Here is a 16144-nt window from a genome sequence, read left to right as displayed (position 1 = left end):
ATTTTCAACAAGGGGACGGTGTGCAAGGGGGTTAAGACCAGAGTTTGCCCGTGGGGGAATGACTCAGCCATTCCATAAATCGGCTGCGTTCGCCTTGCGGGAGATCTTGCAGGGCATCTAGAATACGATTGGAGAAAGATGATTTACCGAAATAGGCTTTTCCAAGACGGTGCAGTTCTTGTAGCAACACGTTGAGGAGATTCTCTTGCCAAGTTGGAGTCTGCAAACTGTTGAGGGGATTCACAGTCAAAAGTTGCTTGACTGCACTAGGAGACTCGGTTTGCGGAAATCGCCACTGCTGAAATACATGAGTGACATCTTTTTCAAACGAAGCCGCTTGCTTTGTGCCCATGAGATCTTCAATATCGATGTACATCGCTTGGAGCATCAACAAACAGGCTTGAGTAAACATCGCTGAAACCGCTCCCCCAGCGTCGTGACCACTTGGCTCATTGCCCAATTGATCGAGGCGGACTTTGCCCCAGATACTGTATCGCTCTGGTTCTTCAAGGAGAACGCAGGCTTTTCCTTGGTTGTCAGTTAAGTCTCGCCAGAAGGCGCGTGCATCTTCTTCCTGTCCAGCACTAAAGACCTGGATCAGGCGAAACGTTTGCCCTTGGTAGGACAAGATAGGAACTTTTTGATCGCGTTTGGGGTGCTGAATGCTGCTGATCTCAACATCCTGCCGTTTCAGAATGAACATAAAGCGGCTCAGGGCTAGGGGGTAGGGCACTGACGTTGTTCGTCATTATGCCTGGGATTGTGTTGATCGACACTCAAGATAAGCTCGAACTTGGGACAAACCGCATCGCATCGGTTCACTTTCTTGAATTCCCCGTTTTGTGCCTTGACTTTACATATGCTTGATAAAATCTTGTTGCGATCGTCAACAGTACAAAGCTAAAAATTTATTTTGATGTCGTTTCGCTGTCTTAAAATTGCCGTCCGCCGTTATATTGGTAAATGACTTGATTTTTTTGGATCCTTAGCTCAGTGGATAGAGCAACCGCCTTCTAAGCGGTCGGTCATTGGTTCGAGTCCAATAGGATCCGCTTTTCTAGAGCGTGCGTTTAAGTACGGTTATCTCCCCTGAAACCCTTCTCTTGGGACATTCTCAACCCATCGGGAACGCGATACAGTAGATCTGTTAGCTTAAAACTCTGTAACGAAATGTTAAAGCAGAGTGCCACCCAACCGGACTGAGACAGATCCTTGTCCGGGTAAGAGATGAGGATAAACTCATGAAACTTTCAAACCTATTTAAAACGTTGATCCGACCTGTGCTTGCGATCGCGCTCGTCTTTACGCTGGTTTTTAGTCAAGCAGATAATGCAATGGCGGCGAGCGGCGGACGGATTGGCGGCGGATCGTTCAGAATGCCGTCTCGTGGGTATTCCTCACCGGGTCGTACCTATGCGCCTCCAGGAGGCGGGGGCTATTATCCGGGTGGGGGCGGCGGATTCTTTCCGTTTGTTTACTTCCCCTTCTTTGGAGTCGGTGGCGGATTTGGCGGATTGTTTACGCTGTTGATTTTTATCTCGATCGCGAGCTTCCTCGTCAATAGCTTCCGCCGGGCAGGTGACGATAACGAATTAGGATATAGCAGCACACCGACGATTTCCGTTGCGAAAGTGCAAGTTGGTCTGTTAGCCGAAGCGCGGGAACTCAAAGCAGATCTCGATCGCATTGGTGAAAAAGCAGATACCAGTTCTTCGGAAGGCTTGGCGCAAGTCTTGCAAGAAGCTTCACTGGCACTGCTTCGCAATCCCCAATACTGGGTCTACGGCACAACAGAAGCGAAGCAAACGCGATTAGAAGCAGCAAGTGGTGAATTTAATCGGTTGGCGTTGTCGGAACGAAGTAAATTCAGTGCTGAGACGCTCTCGAATGTGAATAACCAGTTGAAACAGGCTTCATCAAGTGCACTCACCTTGGCAGACAAGGATTCAGCGTTAGCAGAGGCTCCAGGAGAGTATATCGTCGTGACGCTGCTGGTTGGAACTCAAGGAAAGTTGCAGCTTCCAGAAATTAACAGCGCTGAGGATTTGCGACGATCGCTGAGTCAATTGGGAAGTGTTTCGAGTGATCAATTGTTGGCACTGGAAGTATTATGGACACCTCAAGCTGATGGTGATGTTCTCACCCGAGACGATCTTCTGGCAGAATATCCCAATCTAAAGCTGGTTTAATGTGAACGAAAAAAGGCGGGCTAACTTCCCGCCTTTTTATTGATCAGATTCTTCTTCAAGTTGTGGATATCCGCTACGAGGGCATTCATCCGCTACCATTCTTCACGATCGTCGAAGCGAAATAATCCCCAATCGACCGCTTCTTTATCAGGACAGGTTTCAACGCCTTCTCCCATGCCATAGGGGTGCATTCCGCAGACTAAAAAGCTTTCCCCATAATACTGACCGTGAAAATGACGGCAGCCGACACAAGCAGAGTGTTGCGTCAGCATCGGTTCAACGGTGCGAGTAATTGGCTGAGTCACTTCATCGATCGCGCCTCCTATCCCGAAGTAAGCTTCCAGAACCGGACTGACTAAGTGCGTGAGATATTCCTCAACTTCATCGACAAAGGTTGTATTGATTTGAACTGAAACTTCTTCAGAGAATTCAACAAATTCAGACATCGCCTCAGTGGCATTTTGAGCAACATCTAAAAAGAATTCTTCCACTTGATTGACGAACGTTTCTAACATCTCAGTTAAGTCCTTTTGCCAGTCATTCATGACAGATCCAGTCCGGGTTTGTTACAAGGGAAATCATTTACTTAAGAAACCGATCATAACTTGAACTCAAACCCTTGACTGTGAAGGAATCTTACGCTTCTGATGAGCAGATAAATTGAAATGTAGCTTTTGTTAGAGGGCAGAATCCGCGCTCAATTTTAGAGTGAAGATATTAATTTTTGAGTTGGTGAAAGAAATGAGTCGGGCTTTAACTTCGCTACTATTGATGACCTTGCTGTTAGTGTTCGTGATTTCGCCATTCTCTGCGTTGGCAATGTTAATGATGTTTTTGGTGGTCGGCGCGATCGTTGGAATTATTTCTTCAATCGTTCAAATTGTTTTGCACCATAATCCTCAAGAGCGATCAGATTCATAGAAAACTTACAGCGATCGGGATCAACGCGGTCTAAAGTATTAAGTGAGCAATTTCAAATCCTGAGATTGCCCACTTAAAGCTGTTTTAAAAGCCCGGTACGATTTAGAGCCATTTTGAGCGCAAAACCCGTGAGTTGATCCCATGAAGTCTTATTTAGCTGCTGCTGTGCAAATGAACAGCTTGCCCGATCTGCAAAAGAATTTGGCGCAAGCAGAAGAATTGATCGAGATTGCAGTTCGACGAGGTGCAGAATTAATCGGCTTGCCTGAGAATTTTTCGTTTCTCGGAGATGAAGAAGGAAAAATTGCGCAAGCAGACGCGATCGCCGTTGAAAGCGAAAAGTTTCTCAAAACAATGGCGCAACGTTTCCAAGTGACAATTCTAGGTGGCGGTTATCCTGTCCCTGTTGAGCCTGGGAAGGTCTACAATACGGCGTTGCTCGTTGCTCCGAATGGAGAAGAACTTGCCCGTTACGAAAAGGTTCACCTGTTTGACGTGAATTTGCCCGATGGTAATACGTATCGGGAATCGGCAACTGTCGTTGCAGGAACAAGAGTCCCACCGATTCATCCTTCCAAGGATCTCGGAAATATCGGTTTGTCTGTTTGCTATGACGTGAGATTTCCCGAGCTTTACCGTCAAATGACTCAGCTTGGTGCAGAGGTTCTGTTTGTTCCGGCAGCCTTTACGGCGCATACCGGAAAAGACCACTGGCAAGTATTGTTGCAAGCAAGAGCGATCGAGAATACCTGTTATGTGATTGCCCCTGCCCAAACCGGACGACATAATTCTCTGCGACAATCGCATGGACACGCCATGATTATTGACCCGTGGGGCGTGATCTTAGCAGATGCCGGAGAAATGACTGGAGTCGCGATCGCGGAAATTGCACCCGGTCGATTGGAGCAGGTGAGACGACAGATGCCTTCGTTGCAGCATCGGGTGTTTAGTTGATTGGCTTGCAGAAGTAGGGAGTGGGGAGTGGGGAGTAGGGTAATGCAAGCTTTGTGAAAAGTTTGTGAAGAAGAGATAGAAGGAATGCTTCAACTCCCCACTCCCTACTCCCCACTCCCCACCCCACCTAACCAAGGAACCCCTCATGCGCCAACTCTATCCCGCGATCGCACCGTATCAATCCGGAATGCTCCCTGTTTCCGATCTGCATACGATCTACTACGAGCAGAGCGGCAACCCCAATGGAAAGCCAGTTGTGTTTTTGCATGGCGGCCCTGGGGGCGGCACAATTCCAACCTACCGCCAGTACTTTGATCCGTCGAAGTGGAGAATTATCCTGTTTGATCAGCGAGGAGCCGGAAAAAGTACGCCTCATGCTGAACTCAGAGAAAATACAACCTGGGATTTGGTCAGCGATATCGAGAAACTGCGATCGCATCTGAATATCGATCGCTGGTTTGTGTTTGGCGGGAGTTGGGGCAGTACTCTCTCACTCGCTTACAGTCAGACGCATCCTGATCGCTGCTTAGGATTGATTCTGCGTGGGATCTTTCTGCTGCGCCGTAAAGAGATTCTTTGGTTCTATCAAGACGGCGCAAGCTGGATTTTTCCTGATGCCTGGGAGCACTATTTAGAGCCGATCCCGCCCGAAGAACGAGACGATATGATTTCGGCTTATTATCGTCGGTTGACCAGCGAAGATGCAGAGATTCGCTCAACTGCGGCGAAAGCCTGGTCAGTCTGGGAAGGCACAACCAGCCGATTAATTGTTGATCCAAGTTTGCAGAGTAAATTTGCAGACGATGAATTTGCCGACGCATTCGCTCGGATTGAGTGTCACTACTTTATCAATCGAGGATTTTTTGAAACCGACGATCAGCTTTTGCAGAACTGCGATCGCATTGCTCACATTCCCACAGTGATTGTGCAAGGGCGGTATGATGTCGTTTGCCCTATGACTTCGGCATGGGCACTTCATAAAGCTTTGCCAGAGTCGGAATTGATTGTTGTGCCCGATGCAGGACACTCCATGATGGAAGCTGGAATTCTGAGTGCATTAATCGATGCTACGGATAGATTTGTAGCGCAGAAAACCAATGGAAAAATATAGGGGTAGAGGATTGTAACTCTCGATTGCGCCCGATTGATCGTCCTATAAGTATAAGTAGATTCAATCATGGTGATTTATTAGGAATCACGTTCAGCGATCGCGCCAAATAGCGGGTTTAACTCGCAAGTTTTCCCGTAGTATCAGAATTGGAACGAACTTGGTTACTCAACTATTGATTGGGAAAACTTAAGTCTCGGAATTTTTGGCAAATTTGCCGCTTCTACAATAGAGAGGATCACCGAATGCCTAGTTTTAAGGTCACATTAATCAACGAAACTGAAGGGCTGAACACCACGATCGAAGTACCTGATGATGAGTACATCTTAGATGCGGCTGAAGAGCAAGGCATTGACTTGCCTTACTCCTGCCGTGCAGGTGCTTGCTCAACCTGTGCAGGTAAGATCACTGCTGGAACTGTTGACCAATCTGATCAGTCGTTCTTGGATGATGATCAAATTCAAGCAGGTTATGTGTTGACCTGTGTGGCTTACCCCACATCGGACTGCACGATCTTGACTCATCAAGAAGAAGATCTCTACTAGTTCTCAGCAAAACAGGGAGCCACGTTCCGCTTCTCACGTTCGTTCTCCCCGTCTTAGTGATTTCTAGTGTTTTAAGCAGAACTCTCGATATGAGAGTTCTGTTTTGTTTTGGCACGATCTCAGCATCTAACGAGCAGAGGTTTGCTCAGTGGAATGATCACGCCAGATCGTGATCGAATTATTGATTGGCTGTAACTGGGTTCCAGGGAAATAGAAGCTGAGAATGCGATCGCTCGACCATCCCAATCGACCCAAGTTGTACGACCCAACTTGACTCATCCCAACTCCATGTCCAAATCCACCCCCGGTAAAGATAAAGCCCTTGACTCTGTTTTTATCCATCCAAGCATCGACATGAAATAGAGTACTCGCAGGCGCTTCAAATACCGTTTGAATATCATCTTTTTCAAGCTCGATCGTGCCTGCATCAGTGATGATAGCGGATTTGAGAATGCGTCCTCCATTCGATCGCGCTAAAACTTTGATGTTCTGAATTGTTTTGAAGTTTGCCAGGGGATGACGAATAGCATTGAGGTACTCTCGAAGCTCTTGATTCAGTTGCGCCATTGGCACTTCATAGCGCCAGCGGAACATATCCGTTCCATCTTCGTTAAATCCCTTCTTCTGCTTGAGAAACTCGCGGAAATTGCGCTCATCGGCAAGGGTGCGATTTTGTATATCCCACATCGGTTTGACCGAATCTACGACTGTTCTAAGATAGGGACGATCCCAGCCGTGCCAGATATCGTTAAAGCCAGAAGTGACCCCGCCACTCGTTGACGAGTACACAGCATCCACCAGTTCATTTTGGTAAGTCAACACCAACCCGCGCGTTGCGGAGATCGCTTTATCGGTTGAAGCTGCTGCCCCATCTAAGCCCCGGTAAACCTGGCATTGAGTGGTGGCACAGAGTTGATAATTGTCGATCGCAAATCGCCGTATATTTCTCAGAGCATAGGTTCGCGCTAAGACCGCTTGCGCTTCTAGAACAGGTTGCGGTGCCCATGTTCCAATTTCATGCGGAACAACCCCTCTCAGATAAGTCTCAATCCCAACAAAATTCACTAAGGTGTAATTGCCATAGGCATTGGGTTGAATTCTGAGTGCGCCACCGTAGGGACGGTTAGGATTGTCATCTTTTTCTCGATCGACTTGAATCACATTTGATCCCGATGAGATATCCAGGACATCTCGGGTATATCGAAACCCATTGATCACCCAAGTTGGGCGAGGCACTTCTTTCATAGTTCGACTTTCAATCCGTGCGGTTTGAATGCCTTTGGCTTGCAAGCTTTGCAGCAGCAACCGTCGGAGTAACGGCGTATTATAGACCTCTCGTTTTGCCCAAACTTGCCAACGTTCCGGTTGAGCAATTTCAACTTCAATTCCTTGTTTTCGCCATTCCTGAGCCTGATCTTCAGCAGATTCAAAGCTGCGATGGGTACTAAACACAACGCGCTCATCGGTCACAGGTTCAGGCAGAGACTGTGTTGCAATCTCCAGCTTCAACTCCTGAGCCGTTAACGTTTCAGGCTTGCCATTCGTATCAAATCGAACCGTTAAGCGATCTCCCGGATTCGCTTTGAGCGTCAGAGTATCTTTGGCGCGATCGCCGAATCGTTGCACAATTCCAACCTGGATTCCAACGTCCTGTTGTGCAGCAGCCGGTGTAGCAAACCCAATCAAACAAGTTAAACCAAGAGCGATCCGGGTCAGGGGTTTAAGAGAAATGAATGTCAGAGCCAAGGGGGTCAAGCCTCCGATTCGCGAGGTGGCATAGGTGAAAATCTGTAATCGATTGTAGTGGGATTTCCCAAGATCAGTTGTGTGTCATCAATTTTCGTCATCGTGTTCTTCTGCTCCGGAGATCCATGCAAAAGCTACATGAGCTGAAACACTTGTCCAGATTTGAGCAACTTCACACAATAGATTGCAAGTCGTAGTCATTATGAGTATGATATAGAGGTCAGGTGAGGACAGACATTTATGAGAATTGAAGAAATCCCCATCCATCAGATTCGCCGTCCTTTATTTCGACAAAATGACCAAGAGAAAGTCAGAGATCTGATGACCTCGATCGCTGAAATTGGACTTCAAGAACCGATCGATGTTTTAGAAGTAGACGGACAATTTTACGGATTTTCAGGCTGTCATCGCTACGAAGCTTGTAGCCGCCTCGGACATGAAACAATTTTGTGTCGCATCCGACGTGCGCCAAGAGCGGTTCTTAAGCAACATTTAGCCTAGAGATCAAGTTTGCTGCGAGATAATTTAAGTTAGACAGATCAGGAGAAAACTATGGTAAGTCAAGTGTCGATTGGGATTGAAGATACCAAGCGTCAAGAGATTGCAGAAGGTCTATCGCGATTGTTGGCGGATACCTATACGTTGTATTTGAAAACTCATAACTTTCATTGGAACGTCACGGGTCCAATGTTCCAAACCTTGCATTTGATGTTTGAGACGCAATATACCGAACTGGCGTTAGCAGTCGATTTGATTGCTGAGCGAATTCGGGCACTGGGATATCCTGCTCCCGGAACCTACAGCGAATATGCTAAGCTAAGCTCGATCGCTGAAACTCCTGGCGTTCCCAAAGCTCATGACATGATCAAATTGTTGGTCGAAGGTCAAGAAGCCGTCGTGAGAACCGCTCGATCGCTCTTTCCTTTAGTCGATGAAGCGAATGATGAACCGACTGCGGATTTGTTAACACAAAGAATGCAGGTACATGAAAAAACCGCTTGGATGCTGCGGAGTTTGTTAGAAGCTTAATCAGGTTTGCCAAGCCTTCAGGACTGAGATTCTGAAGGCTTGAGTTTGGTAGAAACAAAATCTACCGATTGAGAGTCATGCATTTCCTGATTCAGTCATTAGAATGTGCACATAGTTAATTAGCACTGAAGGCTCGGTTTCTCCACATTTTGCGACACAACACCTTTCAACCTTGCTCCCAAGGCAATTGGTAAAAAAGATTAAGAATTGCATCGTTTCTTAGACTTGTTGCGTTCGCTACTTTGGGGTTCAATTCAGTCAGTTAACATGGCAAAGACTGAGTATAAGTATCGGATTTAACATTGTCTGGAATGCTGATCTCCGTGAGGTGGAGATATTAGCAGCAAAATTAGCGGTGAAAGATTAAGAAAAGGTTTAGAATCATATGTGGTGATTGGAGGACAATTGTGTTCTTAAGACTTGCAGAACAGCACCGTCAATTCGTCAAAGACTTGGTTATGAATCTCCAGGCTTTGGCAACCGTATTGGAGAACCGGGGATATCTGGCCTCCTGTTATACCTGTGGCGGTCAAATGAATAGCGCATCGTTTATGGTGAGCCTCGGCAACAACCATCTGATTCGATTTTTGGTGTCCGATTACGGCATTACCTGGACGGAAATGAGAGACGATCGCGAATTGATGAAACTTGAAGGAGCCGAGGCAATCAGCCAGCTTCAAGAATTAGCGAATCTGGTGAAATATCAGATCAAGCCCTCTGAGTATCGTCCTACCGCAGCGGTAGAAAGCGTAATTTAGACTGGGATCGGTTGCCTAGTCGTGATCCCCTCATTTCTGTTGGTGCGCTTTCAGTGAGATAATTCAACAGAAAGTGAGGCGCATCCTTGCACAAAACCTGGTGCTCCTCATCGTGCATCGTTTTACAGCGCTTTGTGGCTGTTGTGTAAGGGTACTATGGTTTCTGATTCAGCTTGGCAGCATCAATTCATTGAAGCGAATGCGATTCGCTTGCACTACGTGACGCAGGGAGAAGGAGAGTTAGTCCTTCTGCTGCATGGATTTCCTGAGTTTTGGTATTCGTGGCGCTACCAAATTCCAGCTTTAGCAAAGCATTTCAAGGTGGTTGTTCCAGATCTTAGAGGCTACAACGATTCAGAAAAGCCAAAGAGTGGATACGATCTTGATACATTGAGTACCGATGTTCGGAGTTTAATTGAGCGATTGGGCTACGCGCGTGCTCACATTGTTGGGCATGATTGGGGTGGCGCGATCGCGTGGCGATTGGCTCAGCAGTTCCCGAATTTTATCGATCGATTGGCATTATTAAGCGCTCCCCATCCGCAGCGATTTGCCAAAGATTTGCTCAGCAATTTGGATCAGTTGCGGCGGAGTTGGTATGTGTTGGCGTTTCAGGTTCCCAATCTGCCGGAATGGCTCATTCAGTTAAATCTGAGAGAATTTGTGCGCAATATGTTCCAGGAGCAAGCGGTGCGGAAAGGCGCGTTTACTCAGGAGCAGATTCAGCAATATCAAGCGGCGTTGCAAAAACCAGGAGCACTGGCGGCAGCTGTGAATTCTTATCGGCAATTATTTTTGTCGGGGAATTGGATCGATTGGATGCGATCGCCGGATCCGATTTCTGTACCGACTCTTGTACTGTGGGGTGACGAGGATTCAATTCTCAGTCCAAAATTGATGGATGGAATTGAGCAGTGGATTTCGGCTCCATTTCAGTTCAAGCTGATTCCACACTGTGGGCACTGGATTCAACAGGAAGCTCCTCAGACTGTGAATCGAGAATTGCTGCAATTTCTGCGCAGTCCCGCTTTGGCATAGCTGCTAATTTAACGAAAGCCCAGTGTGCCTAAAATATGATCACGTCAGCGATCGCCAATCCTCATAATTTTGGAAGCAGCGAGTCTCGTGCGATCGATTCGGCTTGGAAAGATTTCGGAAAGGTCTTTCATTAAAATCTAGCCTTTTCGTGGCTTGAGCAACGCTGCCTTTTAATCTGTTGGCTGCCCGGCATGGAACTGATTTAGAATGCGAACCCGTCAGGAAGCGAAACGACTGCACACTCAACTGACGATTGTTTTAGCGATCGGGATTCTCTCCGTCTCAACCGCTGCAATTCTGATTCGACTGGCAACAAACACTGCTGGAACTTCCACGGTTGGATTTAGCCTGGTTTTAGCAGCATCTCGATTATCGATCGCGGCTTTCACCCTGATTCCCACCTGGCGATCGTTTCAACCGAGTTCACCAACTGCTGTGAAATTCGCAATTGGAGCAGGGATTGCCTTAGCGGTGCATTTTGCAGCTTGGATTTCGTCTTTGTCGTTTACGTCGATCACCGCTTCAACGACATTAGTCACGACCAATCCCATTTGGGTCGCGATCGTCAGTTGGATTTGGTTCAAAGATAAACCGAGCCGAGCGACATTCTGGGGCATTGCAATCGCAATGATTGGCGGAATTCTAATCGGGTTCAACAATACAAGCCAAGGAGGAACCAATCCCCTGTTAGGAAATGGACTGGCGATCGTTGGAGCTTGGGCAGCAAGTTTCTATTTATTGCTAGGAACAGAAGCGCAACGACAAGGATTGAGCGTGAAAAGCTATATTGCGATCGCTTACAGCGTCGCTGCGATCGCGCTGTTTCCTTTGCCGTTTTTATTTGGGGCATCTTATCTCGGCTATCCCGGCGCCACGTATCTCTGCATTCTACTCCTGGCGATCTTTCCGCAACTGATTGGACATACCAGCTTTAACTGGGCAATGCGGCATTTGCCACCCACGATCGTCACGTTGATAATTTTGCTAGAGCCAGTGGGATCGACGATTTTAGCGATCGCATTTTTCCGAGAACTTCCTGGAATACAGGTGATTTTCGGCGCGATCGTCTTATTAGTCGGTGTAGCTGTGGCAATTTTAGGGAATTCTGAAAAAGTGTCCTGATTTACATGGAACCTTCGGTATAGGGAATTGGTAGATGCACCCTGATTAATTACCCCTGACTTCGGTCGGGGGTTTTTTGTATGGCAGCGATCGCATCTTCTAGCGCGATCGCCACATGCGTCCAATGCGTTCCACCTTGGCAGAACACGACATACGGTTCGCGTAATGGGCCATCGGCAGAAAATTCCGAAGTGCTGCCATCGATAAACGTTCCGCCAGCCATCACAAGTTCGCTCTCATACCCAGGCATTCCAGAGGGAACCGGATCGAGATACGACCCGATCGGAGAATTTTTTTGAATCGCACGACAGAAAGCAATGATCTTTTCAGGCGAACCCAATTTGATTGCTTGAATCACATCGCGTCGAGGAGCCATTGGAGCCGGATTAACGGGATACCCTAATTTGTCAAACACATATGCTGTGAGGTGATTTCCCTTCATCGCTTCCCCAACCATCTGAGGCGCGAGAAATAATCCTTGGAAGAACAGGCGATTTTGCTCTAAAGTTGCTCCCCCTGAGCTACCAATTCCTGGAGCCGTTAACCGACAGGCTGCCATCTCGACTAAATCGGCTCGTCCTGCCACATACCCACCGGTTGTGACAATCGTGCCGCCCATATTTTTGATCAACGATCCTGCCATCAAGTCGGCTCCAACAGCGGTCGGCTCTTGATCAGCGACAAATTCGCCATAACAGTTATCGACGAAGCAGACCGTATTGGGATTTTGTTCTTTGACGATCGCAATAATTTTCTCAATTTCGACGATCGATAAACTGGGTCGCCAGGAATACCCACACGATCGCTGAATCGACACTAATTTCGTCTCGGGTCGAATTGCATGTTGCAGCGCGTGCCAATCGATTAACCCATCCGGAGTCAGTTCTAACTGTCGATAGGAAACGCCTAAATCCTTGAGTGAGCCTTGATTTTCGCCTCTCAAACCGATAACTTCCTCTAAGGTGTCATAGGGCGCGCCTGCGACACAGAGCATTTCATCGCCGGGACGAAGCACTCCGTAGAGCGCAGCGGAGATCGCATGAGTGCCTGAAACAAATTGGACTCGAACGATCGCCGCTTCGGCTTGGACGATTTGGGCAAAGACGCGATCGAGGACTTCTCGACCCAAATCATCATGACCGTATCCTGAAACACTTGCAAAATGGTGAACGCCCACCCGATGATCACGATAGGCGGTCAGCACTCTTTGTAAATTTTTCTTGACCTGAGAGTCAATACCAGAAAAAATTCTAGTTAGTGCTTGTTCCGCTTCTTTTAGCAGGATCGAGCCGTTCATGTCCGCCTCATTGATTAAAAGTTACAATTGATTAAAAGTTACAGTTAGAGATTGCGCTTTCCCGAACTGATCCGGGTTTTGGCAAACCGGGTCTTACATTGTCGCGCAAATTGAGCATCATAGTTCCGTTTAGAGACTCTTTCATGACTATTGCAACTTCCGAAAAACTGAAAATAGACTATCTCACCACAGGTTTCATGGTGGCGATTCATATCGGCGCTTTGTGTGCGTTTTTGCCAGGAAACTTTAGCTGGAGTGCAGTTGGATTAGCCGTTTTCTTGCATTGGCTGACCGGAGGACTCGGAATTACGCTGGGATGGCATCGCTTGATGAGCCACCGCAGTTTCCAGGTTCCTAAATGGTTGGAGTATACGCTGGTATTCTTTGGCTCCCTTGCGATGCAAGGGGGACCGATCTGGTGGATTGGGTTACATCGTCATCATCATCTTTATTCTGATCAACCCAACGATCATCATGATTCGACCAAAGGCTTCTGGTGGAGTCATATGGAATGGATGTTGCGCGACGTTCCAGCCGAAAATGAAGTTCCTAAATTCACGAAAGACATTGCAGATGATAAGTTCTATCAGTTTTTAGAGAATTATTTTGCGCTGTTGCAGGTTGCGTTGGGCGTGTTGCTTTACGCGATCGGAGGTTGGTCTTTTGTAACTTGGGGCATTTTCGTGCGCTTGGTGCTGGTTTATCACTGCACTTGGCTTGTGAATAGCGCAACGCACAAGTTTGGTTATCGGACGTATGATTCGGGCGATCAGTCAACCAATTGCTGGTGGGTTGCACTTTTGGTGTACGGCGAAGGCTGGCACAACAATCATCATGCGTTTCAGTATTCGGCACGGCATGGTCTGAAATGGTGGGAGATTGATATCACCTGGATGACAATTCGCTTGCTGGAAGTGCTCGGTCTTGCAACTAAGGTGAAGTTAGCAGAAGACAAGGCTTAGAAAAGTCTTCTAGCTGCCGTTCCTGGCTCAAGGGAACTCCATCAATCGCTGGCGAGGAGTGCAAACTCACTCGATATTGATTAGAAAATCCCGGATGCATCGTTAAGTGCGATCGTTCGGGATTTTTTGATGTCGCTTTGCCCTTCGGGATAAATCATTCCATTCACGAATTTTCGATTCGGATCAGCGATCGTGCTCACTTTGACTTTGGAACAGAGCGATGAATTTTTTGGAGGGAGTGGCGGTTATTGAATCATCGCTTGTGAAGGAGAAATCGCAGATTGTGATTTCTTTTTCTATTGGAATCCATCTGACGACAAAAAAAGCTGCCTTAATTTTTTCTATCGCAAAGACCTGTCCGGAATGTTGGGAATTGTCCTCGAAGGGGTTAGCATGATTTGGATTGCGTGCAGGAGCCGTCAGGATGAAATTGCAGATGGGTGCAACCCTTCAGAATGGGAAATATCAGCTAAATCAATTTTTAGGGCGTGAAAGTTTAGGCGCAACCTATATCGCGACTCAAACTCTGCTGCAACAACCCGTTGTTATCAAAACCCTCGATCCCAGCCTGCAAGTCACTCAAAGCTTCCCGCACCTCAAAGCACGCTTCATCGAAGAAACTCGTCTTCTCGCTCGCTGTCAGCATCCGAGCTTAGTCCGCATTCTTGACTTCTTCGAAGAAGATCACCTGCCGTTTCTGGTCATGGATTATATTCCGGGTCAGACCTTACACGATCGCGTTTCCACGACCAGCGCGCCACCCCTAACGGAAGCTGAAGCCATTCATTACATGCGGCAAATCGCTTCAGCGTTGAGCGTTGCGCATCATGTCGGATTAGTTCACCGCAATATTCGCCCCGAAGCGATCGTGCGTCGGCAAGGCACAAATCTCGGTATTTTAGTCGGATTCGGACTGGCTCACGATGTTGCCATTCCAGACCTACTGCCAGACAATCCATTCGCCCCACCTGAACGCAACTGGAGCCGAGACAATCCATTCGCGATCGATCTGTACTCACTCGCGTCAACCCTCTACTATCTCCTCTCAGGACAGTTTACAAACGGTACGCTTTCCCTCGAACAGTACTCGTGGAGTCCTGCGACTAAACAAGCCATCTTCCGGGGACTAACGCATGATCCCCAATGGCAAGTCCAGACCGTTGACGAATGGCTGCGGCTCCTCCCCAATACAACGCTGCCTTTAATGTCAGTAAACACGTTGCAAGCACAACCTCTATCCGTCCCCTCCAAATCATCCAATGGCAAAAATGGCAGCCTGTCCAGCGGTCATGCTCTCCCACCCATTCCTGCCGCAAATGTAACCGTTCCTCCTGCTCCGGTCAAAGTTTCACTCCCTGAACCTCCCACTCATCCTGCAATAGTGAACTCTTCAACCGTGAACTCTCCAACCGTGAATTCTTCAGCGGCGAATTCTAGAGCAGGTGCAGCAAAGCTTGCCGTTCCGGTAAAGGCAGCAATTGTGGCTCCAAATCGCTTGCCAAAATTCTTAATGTTCGCGATCGTCACGGCAGGCGCAATCGGCTTAGGGTTTGGAGTCACCCTCCGGCTCAGTGCCGCTAAAGCTCCGGGAAGCAGCATTCTGAATCCAGTTCAACCCTTTGCAGAAAAAGACTGGAAAGGCACATTAACCCCCAACGACCGCGCTGATATCTTCACCGAGACAGCAGGAAGCGCCAAATCTTCTAGCCCTTCTCAAAACTATATTGATCCTGAAGTTGATCAACGTTCCGCTAGCCCATCCCCCAACCTGCGAAAAGAACCAGAATATCCTTCACCCATCCAGCCTCGCTATCCGCGATCGCAGAGCAACCCGATCTCCCCGGCGCCGATTCAACCTGCGCCTGTCAAACCTGCTCCAGAACCCGTAGAAACCGCTCCAGAACCGAGCGATTCCCTGCCTGTCGAACCTGTTACCCCGCCAGTTACGCCTCCTGCACCTATCGAACCTGCCCCGGTCAAACCTAGCACTCGTGATATCGAACCGGCTCCCCCACTTCCTCGATCTGATCGTGGAGAATAATCGGTTGCGCCTTGCTCTCTCAACGTCGCACGCTATAATTCAGGCAGCGCGCTAGTAAAGTAAAGGGTTTATGAGTACTCCATTAGTTCATGCTTTCTTTGTCGGTCGAGCGATCGCGGAAGTTGTCTACGAACGTCTCGAAACAGGCGTGACCGAAGCCTTGAGCGAACTCGGTAAATTTGATGCCGAGCAGCGGGAAAACCTGCGGCAATTTGTCGATGAAGTAGTGGAACGGGCACAGCGCGAAGAAGCGATCGCGACTCAAGCCAGCACAACCACCACCATCGTTCCCACGGATTTACAAACAGGTGGAGATCTGCAAGCAACGATCGATGATCTGCGAGCAGAAATCGCCGAATTGCGGTCTGAACTTCAGCGGTATCGGACTCGTTCTAGTCAATAATTCTTTAAAGATTTCGTTTTAGTTGAGAAAT

17 protein-coding genes and 1 tRNA gene are annotated in these 16144 nt (G+C 47.9%); 14 read left to right on the top strand and 4 right to left on the bottom strand.

Translation table 11 applies throughout. The features are described 5' to 3' along the window. Window positions 1-31: 31 nt before the first annotated feature. Window positions 32-703, bottom strand: coding sequence for an Npun_F0813 family protein (locus tag J0L70_RS17225; protein ID WP_017287047.1), 672 nt, complete (start codon window positions 701-703; stop codon window positions 32-34). Between the two features lie 276 nt (window positions 704-979). Here J0L70_RS17225 and J0L70_RS17220 point away from each other — a divergent pair. Beyond that, window positions 980-1052, top strand: a tRNA-Arg gene (locus tag J0L70_RS17220). A gap of 189 nt (window positions 1053-1241) precedes the next feature. After that, the gene (locus J0L70_RS17215; protein WP_017287048.1) at window positions 1242-2189 is read left to right on the top strand and encodes a DUF1517 domain-containing protein; all 948 of its coding nucleotides are present in this window, start codon (window positions 1242-1244) and stop codon (window positions 2187-2189) included. Window positions 2190-2281: 92 nt separating this feature from the next. Here the strand turns inward: J0L70_RS17215 and J0L70_RS17210 are convergent, their stop codons facing one another. Then, window positions 2282-2734, bottom strand: coding sequence for a hypothetical protein (locus J0L70_RS17210; RefSeq protein WP_017287049.1), 453 nt, complete (start codon window positions 2732-2734; stop codon window positions 2282-2284). Between the two features lie 196 nt (window positions 2735-2930). Between J0L70_RS17210 and J0L70_RS17205 the strand changes: the two genes are divergently transcribed. The 4 genes from J0L70_RS17205 (at window position 2931) to J0L70_RS17190 (ending at window position 5717) form a co-directional block, all read left to right on the top strand. After that, complete coding sequence (locus J0L70_RS17205; protein WP_026148494.1) at window positions 2931-3110, top strand: hypothetical protein; 180 nt, start codon at window positions 2931-2933, stop codon at window positions 3108-3110. 141 nt (window positions 3111-3251) lie between these two features. Next, a complete protein-coding gene (locus tag J0L70_RS17200; RefSeq protein ID WP_190647358.1) occupies window positions 3252-4064 on the top strand; it encodes a carbon-nitrogen hydrolase family protein in 813 nt (270 codons plus the stop codon). Between the two features lie 145 nt (window positions 4065-4209). Further along, window positions 4210-5175, top strand: a complete 966-nt coding sequence (gene pip / locus J0L70_RS17195; protein ID WP_268241924.1) for a prolyl aminopeptidase — start codon at window positions 4210-4212, stop codon at window positions 5173-5175. Between the two features lie 242 nt (window positions 5176-5417). Then, window positions 5418-5717 (top strand): ferredoxin, encoded by a 300-nt coding sequence (locus J0L70_RS17190; protein ID WP_017287053.1) that lies wholly within the window; start codon window positions 5418-5420, stop codon window positions 5715-5717. A gap of 126 nt (window positions 5718-5843) precedes the next feature. Here the strand turns inward: J0L70_RS17190 and J0L70_RS17185 are convergent, their stop codons facing one another. After that, complete coding sequence (locus J0L70_RS17185; RefSeq protein ID WP_287455357.1) at window positions 5844-7463, bottom strand: SpoIID/LytB domain-containing protein; 1620 nt, start codon at window positions 7461-7463, stop codon at window positions 5844-5846. 240 nt (window positions 7464-7703) lie between these two features. Between J0L70_RS17185 and J0L70_RS17180 the strand changes: the two genes are divergently transcribed. From J0L70_RS17180 to J0L70_RS17160, 5 genes are all read left to right on the top strand, one after another. Then, complete coding sequence (locus tag J0L70_RS17180; protein WP_017287055.1) at window positions 7704-7964, top strand: sulfiredoxin; 261 nt, start codon at window positions 7704-7706, stop codon at window positions 7962-7964. A gap of 51 nt (window positions 7965-8015) precedes the next feature. Further along, window positions 8016-8492 carry a Dps family protein gene (locus J0L70_RS17175; protein ID WP_017287056.1) on the top strand — a complete coding sequence of 159 codons (477 nt, stop codon included), beginning with the start codon at window positions 8016-8018 and terminating at the stop codon, window positions 8490-8492. 407 nt (window positions 8493-8899) lie between these two features. Continuing rightward, window positions 8900-9250 carry a DUF1815 family protein gene (locus J0L70_RS17170; protein ID WP_026148496.1) on the top strand — a complete coding sequence of 117 codons (351 nt, stop codon included), beginning with the start codon at window positions 8900-8902 and terminating at the stop codon, window positions 9248-9250. 156 nt (window positions 9251-9406) lie between these two features. Further along, complete coding sequence (locus J0L70_RS17165; protein WP_287455356.1) at window positions 9407-10288, top strand: alpha/beta fold hydrolase; 882 nt, start codon at window positions 9407-9409, stop codon at window positions 10286-10288. Between the two features lie 207 nt (window positions 10289-10495). After that, window positions 10496-11410 carry a DMT family transporter gene (locus tag J0L70_RS17160; RefSeq protein WP_287455355.1) on the top strand — a complete coding sequence of 305 codons (915 nt, stop codon included), beginning with the start codon at window positions 10496-10498 and terminating at the stop codon, window positions 11408-11410. 49 nt (window positions 11411-11459) lie between these two features. Here the strand turns inward: J0L70_RS17160 and J0L70_RS17155 are convergent, their stop codons facing one another. Further along, window positions 11460-12707: a methionine gamma-lyase family protein gene (locus J0L70_RS17155; protein ID WP_287455354.1), complete on the bottom strand. Its 1248-nt coding sequence runs from the start codon at window positions 12705-12707 to the stop codon at window positions 11460-11462. A gap of 143 nt (window positions 12708-12850) precedes the next feature. On the opposite strand from J0L70_RS17155, the gene J0L70_RS17150 reads away from it, so the two are divergent. From J0L70_RS17150 to J0L70_RS17140, 3 genes are all read left to right on the top strand, one after another. Next, window positions 12851-13669: an acyl-CoA desaturase gene (locus tag J0L70_RS17150; protein ID WP_017287062.1), complete on the top strand. Its 819-nt coding sequence runs from the start codon at window positions 12851-12853 to the stop codon at window positions 13667-13669. Between the two features lie 424 nt (window positions 13670-14093). Next, window positions 14094-15710, top strand: coding sequence for a serine/threonine protein kinase (locus tag J0L70_RS17145; protein WP_287455353.1), 1617 nt, complete (start codon window positions 14094-14096; stop codon window positions 15708-15710). Between the two features lie 70 nt (window positions 15711-15780). Next, window positions 15781-16113, top strand: a complete 333-nt coding sequence (locus tag J0L70_RS17140; RefSeq protein ID WP_017287066.1) for a DUF6825 family protein — start codon at window positions 15781-15783, stop codon at window positions 16111-16113. Window positions 16114-16144 lie beyond the last annotated feature (31 nt).

This window comes from Leptolyngbya sp. UWPOB_LEPTO1 (assembly GCF_017302695.1).
GTDB classification, from domain to species: Bacteria; Cyanobacteriota; Cyanobacteriia; order Leptolyngbyales; family Leptolyngbyaceae; genus Leptolyngbya; species Leptolyngbya boryana.
The sequence above is the reverse complement of the archived record's forward strand: the minus strand, read 5'-3'. Positions and strand labels throughout refer to the sequence as shown.

Bases quoted from the DNA above. Each gene is read 5' to 3' on its own strand.
- J0L70_RS17225 (WP_017287047.1), bottom strand. From the start codon at position 703: ATGTTCATTCTGAAACGGCAGGATGTTGAGATCAGCAGCATTCAGCAC.
- J0L70_RS17215 (WP_017287048.1), top strand. From the start codon at position 1,242: ATGAAACTTTCAAACCTATTTAAAACGTTGATCCGACCTGTGCTTGCG.
- J0L70_RS17210 (WP_017287049.1), bottom strand. From the start codon at position 2,734: ATGAATGACTGGCAAAAGGACTTAACTGAGATGTTAGAAACGTTCGTC.
- J0L70_RS17205 (WP_026148494.1), top strand. From the start codon at position 2,931: ATGAGTCGGGCTTTAACTTCGCTACTATTGATGACCTTGCTGTTAGTG.
- J0L70_RS17200 (WP_190647358.1), top strand. From the start codon at position 3,252: ATGAAGTCTTATTTAGCTGCTGCTGTGCAAATGAACAGCTTGCCCGAT.
- pip (WP_268241924.1), top strand. From the start codon at position 4,210: ATGCGCCAACTCTATCCCGCGATCGCACCGTATCAATCCGGAATGCTC.
- J0L70_RS17190 (WP_017287053.1), top strand. From the start codon at position 5,418: ATGCCTAGTTTTAAGGTCACATTAATCAACGAAACTGAAGGGCTGAAC.
- J0L70_RS17180 (WP_017287055.1), top strand. From the start codon at position 7,704: ATGAGAATTGAAGAAATCCCCATCCATCAGATTCGCCGTCCTTTATTT.
- J0L70_RS17175 (WP_017287056.1), top strand. From the start codon at position 8,016: ATGGTAAGTCAAGTGTCGATTGGGATTGAAGATACCAAGCGTCAAGAG.
- J0L70_RS17165 (WP_287455356.1), top strand. From the start codon at position 9,407: ATGGTTTCTGATTCAGCTTGGCAGCATCAATTCATTGAAGCGAATGCG.
- J0L70_RS17160 (WP_287455355.1), top strand. From the start codon at position 10,496: ATGCGAACCCGTCAGGAAGCGAAACGACTGCACACTCAACTGACGATT.
- J0L70_RS17155 (WP_287455354.1), bottom strand. From the start codon at position 12,707: ATGAACGGCTCGATCCTGCTAAAAGAAGCGGAACAAGCACTAACTAGA.
- J0L70_RS17150 (WP_017287062.1), top strand. From the start codon at position 12,851: ATGACTATTGCAACTTCCGAAAAACTGAAAATAGACTATCTCACCACA.
- J0L70_RS17145 (WP_287455353.1), top strand. From the start codon at position 14,094: ATGAAATTGCAGATGGGTGCAACCCTTCAGAATGGGAAATATCAGCTA.
- J0L70_RS17140 (WP_017287066.1), top strand. From the start codon at position 15,781: ATGAGTACTCCATTAGTTCATGCTTTCTTTGTCGGTCGAGCGATCGCG.